General features: G+C 39.0%; 21 protein-coding genes. 9 read left to right on the top strand and 12 right to left on the bottom strand.

The annotated features are described in order from the left end of the window. Nucleotides 1-101 precede the first annotated feature (101 nt). Nucleotides 102-761: an AMP-binding protein gene (locus tag H4J52_RS07910; RefSeq protein WP_182182316.1), complete on the top strand. Its 660-nt coding sequence runs from the start codon at nt 102-104 to the stop codon at nt 759-761. A 73-nt stretch (nt 762-834) separates the two neighbouring features. Here H4J52_RS07910 and H4J52_RS07905 read toward each other — a convergent pair whose 3' ends face one another. Beyond that, entirely contained in the window at nt 835-1,491 is a 657-nt protein-coding gene (locus tag H4J52_RS07905) for a TetR/AcrR family transcriptional regulator (protein ID WP_182182315.1), read from the bottom strand. A gap of 170 nt (nt 1,492-1,661) precedes the next feature. Between H4J52_RS07905 and coaD the strand changes: the two genes are divergently transcribed. Next, nucleotides 1,662-2,135: a pantetheine-phosphate adenylyltransferase gene (gene coaD / locus H4J52_RS07900; protein WP_182182314.1), complete on the top strand. Its 474-nt coding sequence runs from the start codon at nt 1,662-1,664 to the stop codon at nt 2,133-2,135. Between the two features lie 19 nt (nt 2,136-2,154). On the opposite strand, the gene mutM is transcribed toward coaD, so the two are convergent. The 9 genes from mutM to radC form a co-directional block, all read right to left on the bottom strand. Continuing rightward, the gene (gene mutM, locus H4J52_RS07895) at nt 2,155-2,970 is read right to left on the bottom strand and encodes a bifunctional DNA-formamidopyrimidine glycosylase/DNA-(apurinic or apyrimidinic site) lyase (RefSeq protein ID WP_182182313.1); all 816 of its coding nucleotides are present in this window, start codon (nt 2,968-2,970) and stop codon (nt 2,155-2,157) included. 30 nt (nt 2,971-3,000) lie between these two features. After that, on the bottom strand, nt 3,001-3,900 hold the full coding sequence (locus H4J52_RS07890) for a RimK family alpha-L-glutamate ligase (RefSeq protein ID WP_220461079.1): 900 nt from the start codon (nt 3,898-3,900) through the stop codon (nt 3,001-3,003). 41 nt (nt 3,901-3,941) lie between these two features. Continuing rightward, nucleotides 3,942-4,424: a hypothetical protein gene (locus tag H4J52_RS07885; protein WP_182182312.1), complete on the bottom strand. Its 483-nt coding sequence runs from the start codon at nt 4,422-4,424 to the stop codon at nt 3,942-3,944. A 97-nt stretch (nt 4,425-4,521) separates the two neighbouring features. Continuing rightward, complete coding sequence (gene rpmG, locus H4J52_RS07880) at nt 4,522-4,677, bottom strand: 50S ribosomal protein L33 (protein ID WP_070375415.1); 156 nt, start codon at nt 4,675-4,677, stop codon at nt 4,522-4,524. Between the two features lie 24 nt (nt 4,678-4,701). Next, the gene (gene rpmB / locus H4J52_RS07875) at nt 4,702-4,938 is read right to left on the bottom strand and encodes a 50S ribosomal protein L28 (protein WP_070375416.1); all 237 of its coding nucleotides are present in this window, start codon (nt 4,936-4,938) and stop codon (nt 4,702-4,704) included. A 233-nt stretch (nt 4,939-5,171) separates the two neighbouring features. Next, entirely contained in the window at nt 5,172-5,552 is a 381-nt protein-coding gene (locus H4J52_RS07870) for a hypothetical protein (protein WP_182182311.1), read from the bottom strand. Further along, nucleotides 5,539-6,207: an AAA family ATPase gene (locus H4J52_RS07865; protein ID WP_182182310.1), complete on the bottom strand. Its 669-nt coding sequence runs from the start codon at nt 6,205-6,207 to the stop codon at nt 5,539-5,541. The genes H4J52_RS07870 and H4J52_RS07865 overlap by 14 nt, the downstream gene beginning before the upstream one ends. A 65-nt stretch (nt 6,208-6,272) precedes the next feature. Then, entirely contained in the window at nt 6,273-6,605 is a 333-nt protein-coding gene (locus H4J52_RS07860) for a PilZ domain-containing protein (RefSeq protein ID WP_182182309.1), read from the bottom strand. 26 nt (nt 6,606-6,631) lie between these two features. Further along, complete coding sequence (radC, locus tag H4J52_RS07855; RefSeq protein WP_182182308.1) at nt 6,632-7,303, bottom strand: DNA repair protein RadC; 672 nt, start codon at nt 7,301-7,303, stop codon at nt 6,632-6,634. Nucleotides 7,304-7,387: 84 nt separating this feature from the next. Between radC and coaBC the strand changes: the two genes are divergently transcribed. From coaBC to H4J52_RS07835, 4 genes are all read left to right on the top strand, one after another. Further along, a complete protein-coding gene (gene coaBC, locus H4J52_RS07850) occupies nt 7,388-8,608 on the top strand; it encodes a bifunctional phosphopantothenoylcysteine decarboxylase/phosphopantothenate--cysteine ligase CoaBC (RefSeq protein ID WP_182224474.1) in 1,221 nt (406 codons plus the stop codon). Between the two features lie 11 nt (nt 8,609-8,619). Then, nucleotides 8,620-9,204, top strand: a complete 585-nt coding sequence (slmA, locus tag H4J52_RS07845) for a nucleoid occlusion factor SlmA (protein WP_182182306.1) — start codon at nt 8,620-8,622, stop codon at nt 9,202-9,204. Nucleotides 9,205-9,299: 95 nt separating this feature from the next. Continuing rightward, nucleotides 9,300-10,772 carry an aminoacyl-histidine dipeptidase gene (locus tag H4J52_RS07840; RefSeq protein ID WP_182224473.1) on the top strand — a complete coding sequence of 491 codons (1,473 nt, stop codon included), beginning with the start codon at nt 9,300-9,302 and terminating at the stop codon, nt 10,770-10,772. A gap of 193 nt (nt 10,773-10,965) precedes the next feature. Beyond that, nucleotides 10,966-11,625: a response regulator gene (locus H4J52_RS07835; RefSeq protein WP_404851873.1), complete on the top strand. Its 660-nt coding sequence runs from the start codon at nt 10,966-10,968 to the stop codon at nt 11,623-11,625. A 23-nt stretch (nt 11,626-11,648) separates the two neighbouring features. Here H4J52_RS07835 and H4J52_RS07830 read toward each other — a convergent pair whose 3' ends face one another. After that, complete coding sequence (locus tag H4J52_RS07830) at nt 11,649-15,086, bottom strand: PAS-domain containing protein (protein ID WP_182182303.1); 3,438 nt, start codon at nt 15,084-15,086, stop codon at nt 11,649-11,651. Nucleotides 15,087-15,273: 187 nt separating this feature from the next. Between H4J52_RS07830 and H4J52_RS07825 the strand changes: the two genes are divergently transcribed. The 3 genes from H4J52_RS07825 to H4J52_RS07815 are packed head-to-tail and all read left to right on the top strand — an operon-like array spanning nt 15,274 to nt 20,229. Further along, the gene (locus H4J52_RS07825) at nt 15,274-15,996 is read left to right on the top strand and encodes a TetR/AcrR family transcriptional regulator (protein ID WP_182224472.1); all 723 of its coding nucleotides are present in this window, start codon (nt 15,274-15,276) and stop codon (nt 15,994-15,996) included. Between the two features lie 28 nt (nt 15,997-16,024). Then, nucleotides 16,025-17,131, top strand: coding sequence for an efflux RND transporter periplasmic adaptor subunit (locus H4J52_RS07820; protein WP_182224471.1), 1,107 nt, complete (start codon nt 16,025-16,027; stop codon nt 17,129-17,131). Further along, nucleotides 17,131-20,229, top strand: a complete 3,099-nt coding sequence (locus tag H4J52_RS07815; protein ID WP_404851975.1) for an efflux RND transporter permease subunit — start codon at nt 17,131-17,133, stop codon at nt 20,227-20,229. The genes H4J52_RS07820 and H4J52_RS07815 overlap by 1 nt, the downstream gene beginning before the upstream one ends. Nucleotides 20,230-20,325: 96 nt before the next feature. On the opposite strand, the gene H4J52_RS07810 is transcribed toward H4J52_RS07815, so the two are convergent. Beyond that, the gene (locus H4J52_RS07810; RefSeq protein ID WP_182182300.1) at nt 20,326-20,748 is read right to left on the bottom strand and encodes a VOC family protein; all 423 of its coding nucleotides are present in this window, start codon (nt 20,746-20,748) and stop codon (nt 20,326-20,328) included. Nucleotides 20,749-20,879: the final 131 nt, after the last annotated feature.

The raw sequence follows: 20,879 nt of genomic DNA, 5'->3' as shown, positions 1-20,879 counted from the left end.
GGTCATAGTAGCCATTTACAGACAATGTAATTATATTTTAAGTAATAAATGAGCGATGTTTTTTTACGTAAATACGTAAACCTATAAAGAGTGATTACACTATGCCAAATACAATTATTGAATATTTACACCACCACGTTGCCGCTAAACCTGATGAAGTTGCTTTTAGCTTTTTACCTTCTAAAACAGAGCCACTGACTGAATTAACCTTCAGAGAGTTTTGGTCTGAAGCATTGTCGGTTGCTAACTTTTTAAAAAGTAAAACACAAACGGGTGATAAGGTTTTATTGCTTTACCCTCCAAATATTGACTATGTCGTTGCATTTTATGGTTGTCTTTTGGCGGGTGTTATTGCCGTACCGGCACCCTTACCGCAAAATAATTCGAAACAAACACTTGAGATTGTCAATAAATGCCAACCTGTTTTGATGCTTACAACGTTAAAAGAAGTGTCTCAGATTAGAAGTTTCTGTCAAGAACAGACAGGGATATTAAAATCAATCAGTATTTTTACCTCAGAAAATTCAGTGTCTCTTTTGGGGGCTCTTGAAGCCATTGTTGAAATAGCACCAAGGACACCTGCTTTTTTAAACTATTTTTCTGATTCAAATAATATAAATGAAGACGTTACTATAACTCACCGTGATATTATCGAAAATTTGAAGCGGTTACCAATAAAGTCGCCGGAAAGTTCAGATGATGTTTTTGTCGGGTGGCTACCTTTCTTTAGTGAGATGGACCTAATAGCACTTGGGTCATAGTAGTAGAATGTAATACGACTTTTAAATCAAGATATGGCCTAAGGGTCATATCTTTTATAACGTTATAGCCTAGTTAAGCAACGTCAGCGACTTCTAAACAACGTTTACGGTACATGGTACGAGCTTCTAAAAACTCAGGCATCGCAGACTCTGTGATGTAGGGTTGAATAATCACAAGTATCTTCAGTACACCTTCGTAAAAAACGGCATCAGTAATTTCAATGTTCTTATTTTGTGTTTGATAAAAACTTAACCAAAAGGTATTTACTAAACGTAATATACTGACAATATCAGGTAAGTCTTCGTCAGCGAACTTCATCATTTTAGTCGTGCGTAATGACAAAAGCATTTCACTGACACGCGAAGCGATTGATGATTGAACCTCAACATACTTCTCATGTAATAAAGGATTTTTGGCTAACAAGACAGGAAGATTACTGTAGAAGAAACGAAATTTCATCAGTGCTTGAAAAACAGCGTCCATGTATAAAATAATGGTATCGAGTGGTTTTACATCAGGGGAAACAAAAGGAACGGTTTCTAGCAGTAGGTTACGCGCATATTCTTCGTAGATAGAAAGAATAATGTCTTCTTTATTACGAAAGTGATAATACAAGTTACCTGGGCTAATACTTAAATGCGCAGCAATGTGGTTCGTTGTAACGTTGCGCTCGCCTTGGTCATTGAAAAGCTCAATGCTAGCTTGAATAATTTTATCACGGGTTTTCATGTCAGTTACTTCTGTTTATGTGCCATTGTATTATTTTCCATCATACTATCAAAATTGAACTGACGGAAAGGCTTTTCGAGTAAATACTTTAACAAATTCACCTTTGTTAGTTTCCATTCACTAAAAATAGCCTTTACAATGTTTTCAAGTTTATAAAGAAGATACAACTCATGACAATAAAAGCGATTTATCCAGGAACCTTTGATCCCGTGACTAACGGTCATACTGATTTAATTGAGCGTGCGAGCGCGCTATTTTCTGAAGTTATTGTGGGGGTTGCTGCAAGCCCAAGCAAAAAACCTCGTTTTGACCTAGCCCAACGCGTTGCGATGATTGAGGAGGTCAGCCGTCACCTACCCAATATCACTGTCGTTGGCTTTAGTGGTTTATTAGTGGATTTTGCTCAGAAGAAGCAAGCCAAAGTACTGATCCGTGGCTTGAGGGCAGTATCTGACTTTGATTATGAATTTCAATTAGCGAATATGAATAGACGTTTAGCCCCTGAATTGGAAAGTGTTTTTTTAACCCCCTCAGAAGGAAATTCTTTTATTTCCTCAACGTTAGTTAAAGAAGTGTCCTTGCATAATGGCGATGTCAGCCAATTTGTTCATCCTATTGTAAAAGCGGCCTTAGACAAGAGCTAACCGCCATTTTAATCAATGACTAATCAGTTTGGCAGTTTGGACAAAAAACTGAACTGCGATTTGACTGTCTAACCTCTTCTAATGTTGTTTGGCAAGTTTTACATTGCTTGCCTGCTCGACCATAAACTAATAGTTCTTGCGCAAAATACCCTGGACGCCCATCGGCTTGGGTAAAGTCTTTTAAGGTTGTGCCCCCCTGAGCAATCGCGGCGGTTAACACTGTTTTGATGATATCAGTGAGTTGGTCAAAACGTGACTCACAAATGGTACCTGCTAGTGCGGTTGGCAAAATCCCAGCTTTAAACAAGGCTTCGTTTGCATAAATATTGCCAACACCGACGACAACAGGGTTTGACATTAAGAAGGTTTTTATTGGCATTTTTCTATTTTTAGCTTTATTAAATAAATAACCATAACAAAAATCGTCAGTGAGTGGTTCAGGGCCTAATTTACTTAATAAGCCTCGTTCGTCTATATTGTCTTTAAACCAGAGTACTGCGCCAAAGCGGCGAGGGTCATTCAGCCGTAACGCTTTGCCGTGCGTGAAGACTAAATCAAAGTGATCATGCTTTGCGACAGGCATATTGTCATCAATAACTCTAATGGTTCCCGACATGCCTAAATGTAAAACTAAAGTGCCATGCGAAAATTTTATTAACAAATATTTTGAACGTCGTTCTACCGCATGTACACGATAACCAATCATGGTTTGTACCGTTTCAGGGATAGGCCAACGTAACTTAGCATTACGTACCACGACCTTAGAGACGGTTTGTTTTAAAATATGGGGACTAATGCCTTGTCGGCAAACTTCTACTTCAGGTAATTCAGGCATAGTAACTCTGGATCGGGTTTAATTTAAAAATTACAGCGTTAAAGACTGCATACGATTAACAAAAGCTTGAGCAAAGCGGTTTGCGGAATGTTCATCCATATTAAAATATAATGAAGGCTCAATTAGCTCAGCTTCCATAAGCCCAAAGCCTTGTTCGCTTCGAACAAAATCCATACGAGCGTAGAGTGGCATGCCTATTTGTGCTTTTATGGCATTCAGGGATTGCTCAGCATGGTTTATCAAACTTTTTTCGGGTGTTATTGAAGCTAAACGTCCGCCATGTTCTTCTTGAACACGAAAATCATGGTCTTTTGGTGTTTTCAAAATAGCATGGCTGTACTGACCATTAAAATAAAACAGTGAAAATTCACCTTCATCAATAACACTTTCCATAAAAGGTTGTACTAAAAATTCGCTTGCTGAAAACGCTTTCTCAAGTTGTGAATAAAATTTGGTGTGATTGTCTTTCGTTAACCAAAAAGTATTATCTGCATTGGCACTAATACGTGGCTTTATCACTAATTGATCAACATTGAGTTCAGTAAAGTATTCGGCAACCTGTTGTTGAGTTAGGTTTTTTCGCCATAATGTTTTTACAATATTGATACCGTTACGGGCTAATTCACGTAAATATATTTTATCAATATTCCATGCAACTGTAATTAAGCTATTCTCAAGGTGAGCACTCGATTGTTCAATACTATTTAGTACGTTTAAAAAAGCAGGAGCGTCATCTTGGTAATCCCATGGCGAGCGAATGATAACGGCCGCATAATCATTCCAATTAACGCTTTTATCATGCCACGATACCATGTGCATTTGCCAGCCTAAGACAAGGAGTGGCTGCTCTAGTAAGTTGTCGTATGCCTCAAAATCGTCAAGGTTGTTCATGGTCAGTATCGCGCAGTGCTGTATTTTATCATGAGTCATTGGCATGGTCTTCTTAATAGTTAGAGTGAAGGACGTAACGTTTAACTTGCTAATATTTCATTGGGAATGAGTTGAGAAAATATTGCCAGAGGAAAAGATAGCCACTTTTTTTGTTGCTGATTAAAAACGAGTAATTCATTATTAGTAATAAAGAGGTTAAGTAATTGAGAGTGTGCCTCACCGGCTAATTCAACCGAAACAACTAACGCCATTTGGTGGTCAAGTGCGGGTGGTTCAGTCACAACAATGCCCTGTGTTTCATGCCAGGAGAGCATCATTTGATCCAATGCTTGTCCTGAAATCTTTACGGGAGTGGCTCGCCAAGTTCGTCCGATACGTTCAATGGTTACTTGCTGATTAATCGCTAACGATAAAATGACAGTATGCTTGGCAAACAATGTTTGTTCATTGCTTTGCTTGTTATCTGATGGATATAATTTTTTATTGGTTACGTTAATCACAAGAATAAAAATCATCACTGAAAAAATGATAACGTTATTCCAACCAGTACGAGAAAGTTTCATGAAAATATTCATCAGTAAGTAAAAGAGTAACGATGATACTAAATTTTAGGCAATAAAAAACCCAGCAATTGCTGGGTTTTTCAAAACTAAATTAAAATTACTTAATTTTAGCTTCTTTGTACATAACGTGCTGACGGATACGTGGATCAAATTTCTTGATCTCCATCTTTTCAGGCATAGTCTTTTTATTCTTATCTGTAGTATAAAAATGACCAGTACCGGCACTAGAAACTAAACGAATTTTATCGCGCATAATAATTTCCTCTAAAAGTAGTTGTTAAACTTTTCCGCCACGGGCACGGATGTCAGTTAATACTACATCAATACCTTTCTTATCGATAATACGCATTCCTTTCGGAGTTAAACGTAATTTAACGAAACGATTTTCACTCTCAACCCAAAAACGGTGAGATTGAAGGTTTGGTAAAAAACGACGACGAGTCGCGTTTCTTGCATGTGAACGGTTGTTTCCAACCATTGGCACTTTGCCTGTTACTTGGCAAACTTTAGACATTCTGAGTACTCCAAAAATTAATTCCAGGTCGAACTATTATTCCCCAAGACCGTCGCCTCGAGATCCTGAAAAAGGTGGCATATTATAGTGAAACTGAAAAATGAAAGCCAGCTTTTATAAAAAAAAACTATGTTAACCTGATATTATGTGGCTTTACAAGAGTTTATGAGGGTATTCCAGTAATATGATGTGAAGATTGGGGAGTAATTGAACAGATAAATAAAAGATTGTTGTTAATTTATCCCAGAGTCGAGCAATTTTTTGAGTTTGTTGTGTTGTTCTTCATTACACAATTCGTTAATTAGAATGCGAATAATATGTGATTTAGCTAATTTGGTTTCTTTTGCTAGATTTTGTAGTTGATGAATAGCCTGTTCGCTAAGGGTGAAAGTCGCATGACGAAATGGTTTCTCACGTTTCGTATTCTTACTGGCCAATTGCTGTTTTGCCGCAATAATGGCTTGCTCAATAGAAACATTTTGGGTGTTGTCGTTGTTCAGAATTTCGGGATGACCTAACGCATAATTTTCTGCGTCAGCAATAAATTCATCAACAGTAAACTCCCTTTTCTTTTCCTTTGCTTTTGTGGTTTTTTTTAGGTCAGTTAAACTCATGTGAGTTGTCCGGCTTCATTGCTAATAATTCTTCAGCTATTGCAGTCATTTCTATTGCTGCTTTACCCTGAGGCTCTATTTCTAGTACTGACGATCCTTGTTCTTCGCTATCATCATAGACATTACGGCTAAAGGTTACTGCGTTTAATACGTTAATACCATATGAATGACAGACCTCTTTGGCTTCTAAAATTCGTTTGCCTTGATTGGGTAGTGATGGACATTGAGTGATGACAAAAGAGGCGATCATTTTTGGATTAACCATTTTACAAGTACTGAGCATATCTTCCATGTGTGGCACTGTTTTTAAATCTCGGCGTTTAGGGCGAAGTGGAATAATGACATGGTCAGCAACCGACATTGCTGCACGTAGTGCTAAGTTATCTTGGCCACCACAATCAACAATCACGTAATCATAATGCTGTACCAAACTGAGCAAATCGTTGCGGATCTTTCCGTAGAGCTGAATACAATTTATCGCTGGCAATGAAGGGTCAGAGTTTCTTGCTTGTATCCAGTCAGACGTTGTTCTTTGTGGATCACAGTCAACCATCAGTACAATTGCTTTTTTATCACGGGCAAAATAAACAGCTAAATTCTGTGCTAAACAGCTTTTACCACTTCCCCCCTTTTCGCCACCTACTAGAATCATCATAATATAAAATGTCCTTACCTCTTGTTGTAACATCAGCATCAAGAATTAATTATAGTGCAACTATTTTATTTTGCTGTTTGATTTTCTAAGCGCAACGCTAACTCGAAATAACCATTGGGTTGTTTGATACACCTGATCACTGTGCCATATAAATTCTGGCTATCGGGGTTGGCCACTTTAAAAACCACCGTAACTTTAGTATGAAGTGGAATAATATGGTCGCAATCAAGCTTTAAACCACCACGAGAAAAGTCTAAACAAGTGATTTTTCGTTGCACCGATTTTTGTTGGTCATTTATCCAGAGAATATCAACTAACTCTTTTTCCATGTCTAAACGAAAAGTTTGTCGTCGTTCGCTATCGTCTACAATACTTTGATCTAATTCAGCGTCATTCATTTCACTCTCCTAACCTATCGTGTTTATTATAATTCACCATGCTCAGCAAATGAGTAACATTGGTTACCAGCAACAATGATGTGGTCGAGCACTCGAATGTCAATTAAGCTTAGCGCTTGCTCTAACCTTTTGGTAATTTTTTTATCAGCAATACTTGCTTCGGCGATACCAGAAGGATGATTGTGCGCTAATATAACAGCGGCGGCCTGTTGCTTTAAGGCGTGTTCAACCACTATTCGGGGGTAAACAGCTGCCGCATCAATCGTACCAAAAAACAAGCGTTCAAAAGTTAATACCTGATGTTGGTTGTTGAGAAACATCACCGCAAAAATCTCTCTGCTTTCTCCCCGTAATTCACTGGTTAAATAATCTCGCGTTGCTTGTGACGAGGTTAATGCTGTCCCTTGCTGTAATTGCTCGCTAAGGTATCGCTTCGACATTTCTAAACAAGCTTGTAACTGCACGTATTTAGCCACACCTAAACCATGGTGCTGACAAAATTCTTTTTCTGTCGCGCGATAAATGGCCGCAATACTGCCAAAGTTTTTTAAAAGCTGCTGAGCCAGCTCAACAACATGGCAACCTTTTACCCCCGTACGTAAAAATATTGCTAATAATTCAGCGTCACTTAAACTGCTGGGGCCTCTGTAGAGTAACTTCTCCCTCGGTTTTTCATTTTCTAACCAATCTTTTAACATCGCCGCATCCTTGCAAAGCCAATTTGTAAATGAACAAATTAATGGTATCTTATCGCCACTTATCGTTATTAAGACTAGCAGTTTATGCAAATTTTACAGGGGAAAAAAATAGTTCTGGGTATTACTGGCGGTATTGCTGCTTATAAAACACCAGAATTAGTGCGCCGTTTAAAAGAACGTGGCGCGGATGTTCGTGTCGTAATGACCACAGCGGCGAAAGCCTTTATTACGCCATTAACACTTCAAGCTGTTTCGGCAAATGCTGTTTCAGATAGCCTACTTGATACCCAAGCTGAATTAGCCATGGGACATATTGAACTAGCAAAGTGGGCCGATTTTGTTTTAATCGCACCAGCGACTGCCGACGCCATCGCGCGTATTACTTGTGGCATGGCAAATGATTTATTAACGACAATATGTTTAGCAACGACTGCCCCAATAGCGATTGCTCCCGCGATGAATCAACAAATGTGGCATGCTGAAGTTACCCAAGAAAATATGAGTAAACTTATTGCTCGAAAAGTGGTTGTCTTCGGCCCAGGCGCTGGAGAACAAGCTTGTGGTGATGTTGGTTTAGGGCGGATGTTAGACGTTGATAAATTAGTAACACATATGTGTGAATTTTTTCAGCAGCCTTTGATTGCTTCCCAGGTAAATCTATTAGGTCAAACATGGGTCGTTACCGCAGGGCCAACGCGTGAAGCTATTGATCCTGTGCGTTATATCTCTAATCACAGTTCAGGAAAAATGGGTTATGCGATCGCACAAGCGGCTCAGTTGGCTGGCGCAAAAGTACATATTATTTCAGGCCCAGTAAATATTTCCGTACCAAACGGTTGTGAGAAAATAGCTGTAGAAAGTGCGTTGCAAATGCACGAGCAAGCGCTTGAATTTGCAAAGAAAGCAGATGTTTTTGTCGCTTGTGCGGCTGTTGCTGACTACCGTGTTAGTGAGGTAGCTATACAGAAAATTAAAAAATCAGCCGATGCAATGCAACTTAATTTAGTGAAAAATCCAGATATTATTGCGAATGTCGCTGCTTTGTCATCAAAACCTTTTACCGTGGGTTTTGCGGCAGAAACACAAGATGTTGAACACTATGCGTTAGATAAATTAAAAAGAAAAAATCTTGATATGATTGCCGCCAATAATGTTGCACTTTTAGGCCAAGGTTTTAACAGTGATGATAATGCGTTAACGATTTTTTCCAGTAAAAATAAAACGGAGTTACCGTTAGCTTCAAAAAAAATACTTGCCGAGCAATTAGTACAACTAATTTCGCAACATTATATTGAAAAAAAATAAGAGAACGATTTATGACCGTAGCGCAAAAAACTAATCGCAAACAACAAATTTTAGAGTGTTTAGCCAAAATGCTAGAGACTTGTCCTGGTCAGAGAATAACGACCGCGAAACTTGCCGCAGAAGTTGGCGTATCAGAAGCTGCGCTTTATCGTCACTTCCCTTCTAAGGCACGTATGTTCGAAGGCTTAATTGATTTTATTGAAGAATCAACTTTTTCAAGGGTAAATTTAATTCTCAGTGATCACAAAGAAGCGTTGGTGCGTTGTCATCATATTTTGCATGTTTTGTTGGTTTTTTCTGAGCGTAACCCAGGTATGTGCCGTATTCTAGCAGGGGATGCGCTAATGGGCGAAAACGAAAGGTTACGTGCACGGGTTAATCAATATTTTGAAAAGTTAGAAACACAATTTAAACAAGTTTTACGTGAACGAAAATTACGTGAAGGTAAAGGCTTTAGTATTTCAGAGCAAGCATTAGCCAATATATTAGGCGCCTTTGTTGAAGGGAAAATTAGCCAGTATGTGCGTTCAGGTTTTACCAAGAAACCCAGTGAAGACTTCAATGACCAATGGCAATTTTTAATGGCGGGTAAATAAAATTCGCGCAAAAAGGCTATAAGGCGATTCTTAGCAATACCGATTTCAGCAAGTAGATAAACTAACAAGTATTAAAATAAAATTAAGGAAACAATGTGAGTAATTTATCACAACTTCAACCAACGAATTTATGGCAGTTATTTGAAAAAGTATGCAGCATTCCGCACCCTTCAAAGCATGAGCAAAAGATATCAGCTTGGATCCAATCTTGGGCAAAAGAGCAAGGTTTAGCGGTAAAAGAAGATGCCGTAGGTAATATTTTCATTAAGAAGCCAGCAACATTAGGCATGGAAAATTGCCAAGGTGTTATTCTTCAATCACATATGGATATGGTACCGCAAAAGAATGCGGATTCCGATCATGACTTTTTAACGGATGCTATAAAGCCTTATATCGTTGAAGAAGCTGACGGACAATGGGTAACGGCAGAAGGCACCACATTAGGTGCTGATAATGGCATTGGCTTATGCTCAGCTTTAGCGGTTTTAGCAAGTAACGATATTGTTCATGGGCCTTTAGAAGTTTTAGTGACCATAGATGAAGAAGCTGGCATGAGCGGTGCTTTTGGCTTAGAGGCGGGCTGGTTAGACGGTGATATTTTAATTAATACCGATTCTGAACAAGAAGGCGAAATATATATGGGTTGCGCGGGTGGCATTGACGCTGAAGCTACCTTTACACTAGTTTTTGAAGATGTTGCACAAGATTTTACTTCATTTACCTTGTCTCTTTCTGGTTTAAAAGGCGGGCATTCAGGGGTCGACATTGATACAGGTCGCGCTAACGCAAATAAACTTTTAGTGCGCTTTTTACTTGAAGCGAGCCAAAAGTTCGACCTGCGCTTAGTTGATTTAAACGGTGGTAGCTTACGCAATGCTATTCCTCGTGAAGCTGATGCCAGTTTCGTTATTACAACAAAGGACGTTGCAGCATTTAAAGTAAGCGTAGCCACTTATTTAGCCACATTGCGTACGACATTAGGTAGCATTGAAACTGATATCGATATGTTACTTATTTCACCAGAGATTTTCGACCAGTGTTGGAATAGTAAAACACAATCGTTAATTTTAAATGCGCTTAACGCCTGTCCAAATGGTGTTGTTCGCATGAGTGATGATATTGAAGGTATTGTAGAAACGTCGCTTAATTTAGGCGTTGTTCGCTGTAAAGGGCATAAATTTGTGGCAATGTCTCTCATTCGTAGTTTACATGACGATGGCCGTTTAATGGCAGAGTCTATGGTGAATTCAGTCTTTACATTGGCAGGAGCAAAGGTTGAGTTTGCTGGCGCTTATCCCGGGTGGAAGCCTGATACGAGTTCCCGTATTATGAAAACGGTCCGTGATACCTACCAAGCACTGTTTAATAAAGTCCCTGAAATTATGGTGATTCATGCCGGTTTAGAGTGTGGCTTATTTAAAACCGCTTATCCAAACTGGGATATGGTCTCGTTTGGACCGACCATTAAGTTTCCTCATTCACCCGATGAAAAAGTGAATGTCGCTGCGGTTGCGCTTTATTGGCAGTTACTGGTTGCGGTATTGAAGAATATTCCCAAAAAAGCGTAGTTTATCGTTTGAGCAGTTAGATACGTTGTTGAATCTATTAAGGGGCATAATGTTAATCGTGCCTAAAGATATTCAACAGCGTTGTTAAATAAAGCTCAGAACTATCGCGTAAGGTATCACTTGTTAGCCTAAAGTCTAGTAACATTTTTTTTGAGTTCCGTTACACTAAAAATAATAACTTTTAAGGTATAACATTATGTTCCAGCCAGAAAAAATAATAGTTGCTGACGACCACCCTTTATTTAGACAGGCGTTATTAGCGGCTCTCGATGTTAAGTTTAATAAAACGCAGTGGCTAGAAGCACAAACAATAGAACAACTTGATCAGCAATTGTTAGCCAATACTGACAGTGATTTAGTGCTGTTAGATTTGAATATTCCAGGTGCGCATGGTTTTAATACTTTGATTCACGTACGTAATCACTTTCCACAAATACCTGTAGTCATGATTTCTGCGCATGAAGATAATGACACCATTTGTAAAGCTATGGAGTATGGTGCAGCAGGTTTTGTACCAAAATCTACGCCCGTAGACACTATTATTTATGCTATTCAACAGATTTTAGCGGGTGAAGTATGGGTGCCAGAAAGTTTTGAACAGGCCAGTAAAGGTGATGGTGAAAGTAATATTGCTGAACGTGTTGCAAGTTTGACCCAACAACAATATCGAATTTTAATGATGTTCGCACAAGGTCTATTAAATAAGCAAATTGCATATGACCTTAATGTATCAGAAGCGACAATAAAAGCTCACGCAACCGCTATTTTTCGTAAACTCAATGTTCGTAATAGAACGCAAGCCGTTATCGCTATTGCACCACTTAATGTCTCTGAACCGAATATCAATAATTAAAATTGGCTTGTTTTTAATTGACACTACTCAGCATAATTATCTTTTAACTTCTTCGCCAACATCGCGCTCATCATAGCGCGAAGTGCTGCTGGCTTAACAAGCTTCCTCATAAAACCAACGTCAGCTTTCTGAGTCTTTTCTTCAATATCACTATCGGTGGTCGCTGTAATTAATATCGCAGGAATATAATGATTACTGCTGGCGCGTAAGGCTTTTATCAGGATTAAGCCATCTTGGTTATTATTGAGTTGGTAGTCGACTAATAAAATTTCAACTTCATTTTCGTGCAGTGAAAATATTTTTTTTGCTTGCTCAAAAGAGTTAGCTGACAGCACATTACACTGCCAAGCACTTAATAGCTCAGTCATACCGTTAAGTACATCAAGATCATTATCAATACACATAACGGTAACATCTTTTAACCCTATTTTAGCGATGGGCTGTTCAATGTTAATTTTAACTTGTCGCTGAGCTTTGGGAATAGCGAGTGAGAATTTACAACCTTGCTGATCTTTAGATTTTAACGACAGTGGGTGTTCTAATAACTGGGCTAAACTTTGGGTAATGTTAAGGCCAAGCCCCAAGCCTCTGCTCGTATGACGGGTACTATTTTCTAGTTGGGTAAACTGCTCGAAAACAATTTTTTGTTTTTCAAGAGGAATACCTGGACCACTATCTACTACTTGAATGTTAACGTCCTTGCCCACAATGCGTGCCCCTAATAAAATTTTACCTGGGCTGGCGTAACGAAAGGCATTACCAATTAAGTTTTGTAAAATACGACGTAATAAATTTCGATCAGACGTAATCCATGCTTTACAAGAAGCGACTCTAAATTCAACGTGATATTCAGCGGCGGAAGCTGAGAATTCTTGTGCTAAATCTTTGAATAAATCATTCACAGAAAAAATTGTATAATGGGCGGTAATATTACCACTTTCAATACGTGCTATTTCACCTAAATCAGACAGTAAATCGTTGGCAACTTTTAAAGAATGATCGATGTTTTTGACTTGTCTTAATTGATTTTCACTTAAACTCCCTTGGCTACTCAGCGCTGAAGTAAACAACCTAGCGGCCTCTAATGGTTGCATTAAATCATGACTACAGGCTTTCAAATATAAACTTTTCTTAATATGTGCCTGTTCAGCTTTTGTTCTGGCAATATCTAAGTCTTCATTGGTTTTTTCTAATTTTTGGGTACGCTCGGCAATAATGGCTTCTAAATCAATATTAGTATCTTTTAATACTCGTTCAGCATCTTTATAGGCGGTAACATCAGAAAATAACATGACGAAGCCACCACCAGGTAAAGGGTTACCTTGAATTCTAATGACTTGCCCATTTGGATTTTGGCGTTCAGAGCTATGAGGGCTTCCGTTTCTTAAATACTCTAAACGTTTTTCCACTTGTCGACTAATTTCGCCTTCACCACACAAACCGCGTGAGGCATTGTATCGAATAAGATGCTTTATTGGACACCCTTTATAAATCAACTCTTTAGGGTAAGAAAACATGTCAATATATTTATTGTTCCACGCGACGAGTTTAAGTTCATTATCGACAATGGAAATGCCTTCACTCGCATTTTCAATTGCACTTTGTAATAAGTTTTGACTAAATGTTCGTTGCTGACTTGAGGCATCTTCAACTAATACCGCAATTTCATCGAGGGCAATATCACGACCGTCTAAGGCTGAAGACAAGACTAAGCAAGCTGAAGACGCGCCCATAACACTGGCGAGTGTATTTTCAGTATGTAGTAATAACTGTTGGTTATAATCGCTTTGTGTAACCTCTTTTTTGACAATGCTTTGTTGAAATTGCTTAAAGCTTATTTTTGCTTTTCCTTCACCAACAAAACGTGAAACTAATACTTCTAAATCGCGTTCATCAACATGACGTTTTTTCTGGGAACTGAGCAATTTAGGTACTTGCCACTCTAAAAATAGCGACGCTTGTACACGCTCTTGTACGCTTTGCCGACTTATTTGTGACAATGCCCACATTACAATAATATTTACGGTCAAACTGAGCAAGCTTGCGGTGGTATTGGCTGACAATAATCCGCCAGTAAAGGGTTGTTCATATAAACCAAACTGTGGAAGAAAATTCAGTATTAGCCAAAGCGAAAAGCCAATTAAGATACCGGCATATACGCCAGTTAAACTGGCTCTTCGCCAATAAAATGCAGCAACCAGTGCCGGCGTTAATTGAGCAAAAGCACCAAAAGCAATCTCACCTAACGAACTAAGGGTGTCTGGTGAGGTCATTAAGAAAACACCATAACCGAGTAAAATAACAAGTAAAACAAGTGCTTTACGAATGTTGAGTAAGCGAATTCGAAACTCATCAAAGTCGGTGTTTTTAGTTTCGCTTGCACGAAAAATATAGGGAAAAACGATTTCATTACTAAGCATGGTACTCAGCGCAATAGAAGAAATAATAACCATAGAGCTCGCGGCAGAAATCGCGCCAAGAAAAGCAAACAGGGTTAGCCAGGTTTGTTGATGATGCCAAGGTAAGAACAAAACATAGGCATCAGAGGGCACAGTATCACCCAAGATCATTTGGCCTGCGATGCCAAGTGGCGCAGCAAAAATAGCAAAAACTAATAAATAGAGCGGGAAGACTTTTCGACTAAGCTTGGTATCTTTAGGGTTTTTAAGTTCAACGACCATCACTTGAAACTGTCGAGGTAAAGACAAGAATGCCGCCATTACAATCACTAACATAGCCAACATTGACATCATGTTGGGGAAGTTAAGTTGTTGCTCAAGTTGTAAATTTGCTCCTGATTTGTACCAAATATCCATGGGCGAATCGAAAACGAAAAAAGTGACAAATATACCTACAGCCAGAAAGGCAAAAAGCTTTACTAAAGATTCAAAAGCAATGGCAAGCATAACGCCAGGGTGGCGTTCTGTAACATCGATATGACGAATTCCAAATATAACGGTGAAGCCGGCAAGTACTAAGCTTGAAATAAGCCCAAAGCGCCAAGTGACTAACGTTTGTTCTGCTTGAAGTTGTTGAAAAGAATAGACAATCGCTTTTAACTGTAGTGCGATATAGGGCATGGTGCCGACTAAAGCGACAATCGTGACCATAATTGCTAGGTTATGTGATTTTCCGTAACGAGAAGCGAGTAAGTCGGCAAGAGAGGTTAAGTTTAATTTTAAACTGACACGAACAATACGTTGAATAAAAGGCCAAGCAAAAGCAAATAATAATATAGGGCCTAAATAAATAGGAATATGGGAAAGAAAGTTTGTCGACGCTTGTCCGGTGGTCCCTAAGAAACTCCAAGACGTGCAGTACACACCTAACGTTAATGCATAAATAATGCCCTGACTTTTGCGAACGATTTTATGTCGGTATTTATTGCCTAAATAGGCAATAAGAAAAAGCAGGCCAATATAACCAATACTCAATACAGACAATTGCCAGTTGGGAAACATAATACATCTCAATTTTTATTTTTATACGTTCTACAATACCAAGCCTCTACGCTTATTTATACTAAAGTTAGTGGCTAATGAATAAAACATTTTTAACGGATTAATTGTTGAGTATTGCACTTCAATAACAATACTATATAATTACATTCGAACTTCATTCGAATTGATAGGGTTATAAGAGGTTGTCATGGCACCAGCACCAAAGTTTAGTATCGAAGAGCAAGAAAAGTTAATTTTGTTTGCCGCAGTTACCGCGATAGAAAAAAGTACATTGTTAGACTTTTCTATGTCATCCATTGCTAAATCTGCGGGTCTATCCATGGGCTCAGTGTATAAGTTTGTGCAATGTAAAGAAGATTTACTGATTGCTTTAGCAACAAAAATGTATCAAGAAAAGCATCGGGTTTTTAGTCAAGTGCTTGCACTCTCACTAACGACACCTGAACGAATTATTGCTTTGAGCTTACTCGATTTTTCAAAAGTACAAATGTTTAGCTTTGATGATCAACTAGAAAGTATCGTAAACACTCGTGCCATTATGAAACGATGTTCGCAACGCTGGCTTGATTATATGATCAACTGTAGCAAAGTCTGTGAGGATTCTTTTCAGGTACTGTTACAAACGGCAGTAGATACTAAAGAATTACAATCTGGCATCAATGCCATGGAACAAATAAACATTGGAGCATGGTCTTTAAATGTAGGGTATTTTCAAACAGTAAGAATTCATCATGGTAGAAGCACCAACCAAGAAAACGAAATACAAGAGAGTATCGCCTCTTTATCAACCGATAATGTACATATTCTTAACTTACAGCGTTTTATTAATACCTTTGATTGGCAACAAAAAGTCAGTGAACAAGATATTGAAAAAGTAGCTCAGCAACTCGTTATATCAGAGCTTAGATAACAAAATGATAAAAAACAAAGGAAAGTATATGAAAATCCGTCAATGGATCATGACTATTATAATTTTAGCCGCGGTGATTAGTGGCTTGTATTTTTATAAAACATTCTTACAAGAAGCATCCTCTTCAGGGGCGCAAATGCCAGAGCCTTCAGCAACGGTAAATGCGACTAAAGCCGTGCTTGTTGACTATCAAAAAATGCTGAAAGTTAGTGGCGAAGTACAAGCGTTTAAAGCATTGTCATTGAATAATGAATTTGCTGGGCAAATTATCGAAATCAATGCTGAGTCAGGACATTTAGTTAAAAAAGGCCAAGTACTTGTTGAAATTGACCACCGTGATGAAGACGCTCGGTTAATCGCCGCACAAGCACAGCTAACATTTACTAAAAAAACCTATCGTCGCTATATTGAGTTGAAGAAAAATAACGAAATTAGTGCCGAGCTTGTCGATCAAGCTGAAGCCGCGTTTGAAGTGGCTAAGTCAGATGTAGCGATATTAGAAACAACTATCTATAAGAAAAAACTGAGTGCACCTTTTGATGCAAAAGTGGCTATTCATAATCTGGAAATAGGACAATATTTAGATAAAAATAGTCAAGTACTCACTTTGATTGGTGTGAATGAATTTACTTGGGTTGATTTCTACTTGCCACAAGTCTACAAAGAGCTTGTGGTTGGCTCGGTTGTTAAAATCAACCCAATGAACCAGCTGAAATCTTTTGATGCCACAATTATTGCTATCGACCCACAACTTAAACGTGCATCACGTAGCTTGAAATATCGAGCACAAGTGAAATCGTCATTATTAGCCTTAAAACCTAATACCCTAGTCAGTGTTTACTCGCCCATTGCCGCGAAGGCCCTGGTTATTTCAGTTCCGGATGTAGCTATTACGCGTGATCCTCTAGGCAGTTATGTCTTTATTCTAGAGGCTGAAGGCGAAGGAGCCTACCGCGCTAAAAAAGTGAGCGTTATATTAGGAGACCGAAATGATGACCGTGTATTAGTGCTATCGGGTATTAAAGAAGGACAACTCATTGCCACAAAAGGCGCCTTCAAATTATTTCCACAAATGAAAGTGTATGTTGCTGAGTCTTTGTCGGCTAATACGGCTGATAAAACTAGGGCGCTATAATGAAAAAAACTTCAAGCCCAATGTCGAGTAGCAAAGCTTCAGTCATGGACATCTTTGTCCGCCGTCCTGTGGTCGCTTTAGTTTTGTCTATTATCATTTGTTTAGCTGGTCTTTGGTCTATTAGTAAAATACCTGTTTTACAGTTTCCAAAAATAGAAAGTGCTTCGTTAGTCATCGATACCTATTACATTGGCGCCTCTGCCGAAGTGGTACAAGGGTTTGTTACTGAACCTATAGAGCGCGCTGCCGCAACAGTTCCGGGAGTTGAGTATGTTGAGTCTAAAACGACTTCCGGTAGCAGTAAAGTCACAGCATGGCTTAACTTAAATGAAAACAGTACATTGGCTTTAGCTGAATTAACCGCGCGACTGAGTCAAATTCGTTATGAATTACCCGCAGGTTCGCAAGACCCTATCGTGTCGGTGAGCCGAGCCGATCGTCCTTTTGCCGTGTTCTATTTAAATGTTAATGCTAATGGCAATGACTTATCTAAAGTTACCGATTACTTGACGCGACAAGTGAATCCGGTGCTCAACGCGATAGAAGGTGTACAACGTGTTGGTATTGAAGGTGCTAGAACACCAGCGATGCGCATTTGGTTGAATACACAAGCGCTTACGGCCTTTAACTTAAGTTCAAAAGATGTGTATCAAGCTTTAGCTACCAATAACAGTATTGCAACGATGGGCTATGCTGAAAATAGTCGGCAGCGTATTGATATTGTTGCGAATAGCCAATTAACATCAGTAAGTGAATTTGAAGAATTAGTGGTAGCAAATCGTGACGGTGCAACGATTCATTTAACAGATATTGCTCGTATAGAAATAGCCGCAGAAGATGCCAGTATCACGGCAAGACTCAATGATAAAGACACCGTTTATATTTCAATTTGGCCATTACCGGGTGCCAATGAAATTGATATCGGTGACAACCTATATAAAAAAATTGCTGAGTTAAATCAGACACTACCCTTAGGTATGACAATTGATTTTGCCTTTGACGGCACACTTTATATGCGTGATGCATTAAGTGAAATTTTTATCACCTTAATGGAAACTGTCGTCTTAGTGGGTTTGGTCGTTCTCTTGTTAATGGGGTCATTTAGAAGTGCAATGGTACCTTTGATCACCATACCTATTTCTATTCTTGGCGCGGTAGCTGCAATGTCATTTATGGGTTTTTCACTGAACTTATTAACGGTATTAGCGATTGTACTATCGGTTGGCTTAGTTGTTGATGATGCGATTGTGGTCGTTGAAAACGTTGCCCGATTAATGCGCAAGGGCTATTCAAAATTTGACGCGGCTTTAGAAAGTTCACGACAGCTGCTCGTTCCTATTATTTCAATGACCTTAACTCTGGCTGCGGTATATGCACCGATTGGTTTTTTATCAGGTTTAACCGGTGTTTTATTTAAAGAGTTTGCTTTTACACTGGCAATTGCGGTGATTATTTCAGGTATTGTTGCGATTACTTTATCATCGGTAATGAGCGCACATATACTGCCTAAAGGCGGAGAAGAAGGTTGGTTAACGCGAAAAGTGAACCAACTCTTTGAGAATATTCAGCAAGCCTATGGAAAATTATTACAGCGTATTTTTAAGTGGCAGGGGCAAGTTTTTTTGATTGCAGCGGTAGTGTCTTTACTCTCGGTACCTTTTTATTTGCAATCAAAGAAAGAGCTAGCGCCTGTTGAAGATCAAGCAATGGTCATGTTTGTTGTTATGTCACCTCCTGATTCTTCATTGACCTATAACGTTGCTCAAATGGATCCAGTGGTGGAAACACTGCAAGACATTGAAGGTGGTTTAAAAGTTTGGCAACTACTGTTTACTTCAGGTGGGTTTGGTGGTTTAGAACTAGTGGGTGCTGACGACCGTGATTATTCATCACAGGAACTTGTTCCTCAAATGTATGGCAAATTGGCACAAATTCCGGGTTTAAATATGTTACCCATATTACCAGGTTCACTGCCAACGGCAGGACAGTTTGAGATTGAAATGGTGGTTAAATCTTCGGCTTCATATGCCGAAATGAAAAGCTATGCGGATCAATTAGTAGGTGCTGCCTTTGCGAGTGGTAATTTTCTTTTTGCAGACACTGATTTGAAAATAGATTTACCACAAGTTGAATTACAACTTGATCGTCAAAAAATTGCAGATCTTGGTATGAGTGTTGCTGATATTAGTGAGCAAATGAGTATTTTGCTATCAAGTAACTTCGTTAACCGTTTTGATGCTAACGGCAAAGCATATCGCGTTATTCCTATGGTCGATAATAACGTGCGCGGAAAAACAGAAGAAATTCTAGCATTGAACATTAAAATACCTTCAGGGGAATTAATACCTGTTTCAGCCGTTGCTGATTTAAAGTGGAAAACAGTACCACGAGAATTATCAACGTTCGCTCAACAAGCTTCATTTAAAGTTTATGGTGGCGTTGCGCCAGGTGTTAACAAAGAACAAGCACTAGCAACATTAGAAAATGCCGCAAGAAACATGTTACCTACAGGTTACAGTATCGACTATGCAGGTGAATCACGTCAGCTTCGCAAAGAAGGTAGTACTTTAGTGATGGTGCTAGGTGTGTCATTACTGATCGTGTTTTTAGTCTTAGCGGTACAATTTAACAGCTTCAGGGATCCCCTTGTGGTGTTGTTAGGTTGTGTGCCATTAGCCTTGTCAGGAGCATTGGTAATACCTTATATGGAGCTAACAACCATTAATATTTACTCACAAATTGGCTTGATCACCTTAATTGGTTTGATTGCTAAAAATGGTATTTTGATTGTTGAATTTGCTAATCATGCGCAGGAAGCGGGTGCTAATAAATTAGCGGCCGTTACCGAGGCGGCAACGACACGTTTGCGTCCAATACTCATGACTACTGCGGCGACTATTTTAGGTCACTTTCCGCTAGTGTTGGTGACTGGAGCCGGAGCAGAAGCTCGAAATAGTATTGGTATTATTCTTGTGGCTGGTATGTTTATAGGTACAATATTTACACTGTTTGTGCTACCCAGTTTTTACCTGTTATTTGCAGAGCGCAGAGAGGCTTTAGCGGAACATAAACAAGACATCACAACCGCCGTAATCTGAATTTAACGGTTAAGACTTTTGTTTTAAACGTTTACTTCAAAAGAAAAGGGCATCACTTATTGTTAAGTGATGCCCTTTCGCTTTTAGCGTATTAAGTTACTCATCGCTACTATTACGCTGTTCGGGTAAATCGCTAGAATATTCGACAAATTCTACTTCAAAGCCATTAGGGTCTAGAAAATACAAGTTAGCCCGATATGGATTTTCAGCCCCTTGTTTATGCACTGCAAAGCCTGCTTCAGCCAATCTACTTTTCATTGCAGACAAGTTAGGGGTTACAAAGGCAAAATGCGCTAAACCTACTTGGTGACCCGTTAAATCACGATTTTCTTCTATGCCATCATCATTGAACGTTAGGTATTGATAATCGTCACCAAAGTGTAGCCAATTGCGCGCCACGCCGTGCCACTCAGCGGTGCCTTTAGCTCTCACTTTCCAATGAGGAAAGGCGGCTTGGTAGAAAGTAAGAGTTTCTGGAATATCATGTACGACTAAGTTTATATGTTCAATGTGTAGCATAAAGATCCTTGGTTATTAAAAGTGACGGCACTATAAAACCTTAAGTTAACTTGAGGGAAGCTGTTTGTAATACATTTATATTATTACCCTTACTGTCGAGAATCTCAAGGAAAGTGAAATATGGTAACGCT

The sequence above is a fragment of the Colwellia sp. MB02u-14 genome (assembly GCF_014076915.1).
Lineage (GTDB): Bacteria > Pseudomonadota > Gammaproteobacteria > Enterobacterales > Alteromonadaceae > Colwellia_A.
Note: the sequence above shows the minus strand (reverse complement) of the source record. Positions and strands in the feature narration are given on the sequence as shown.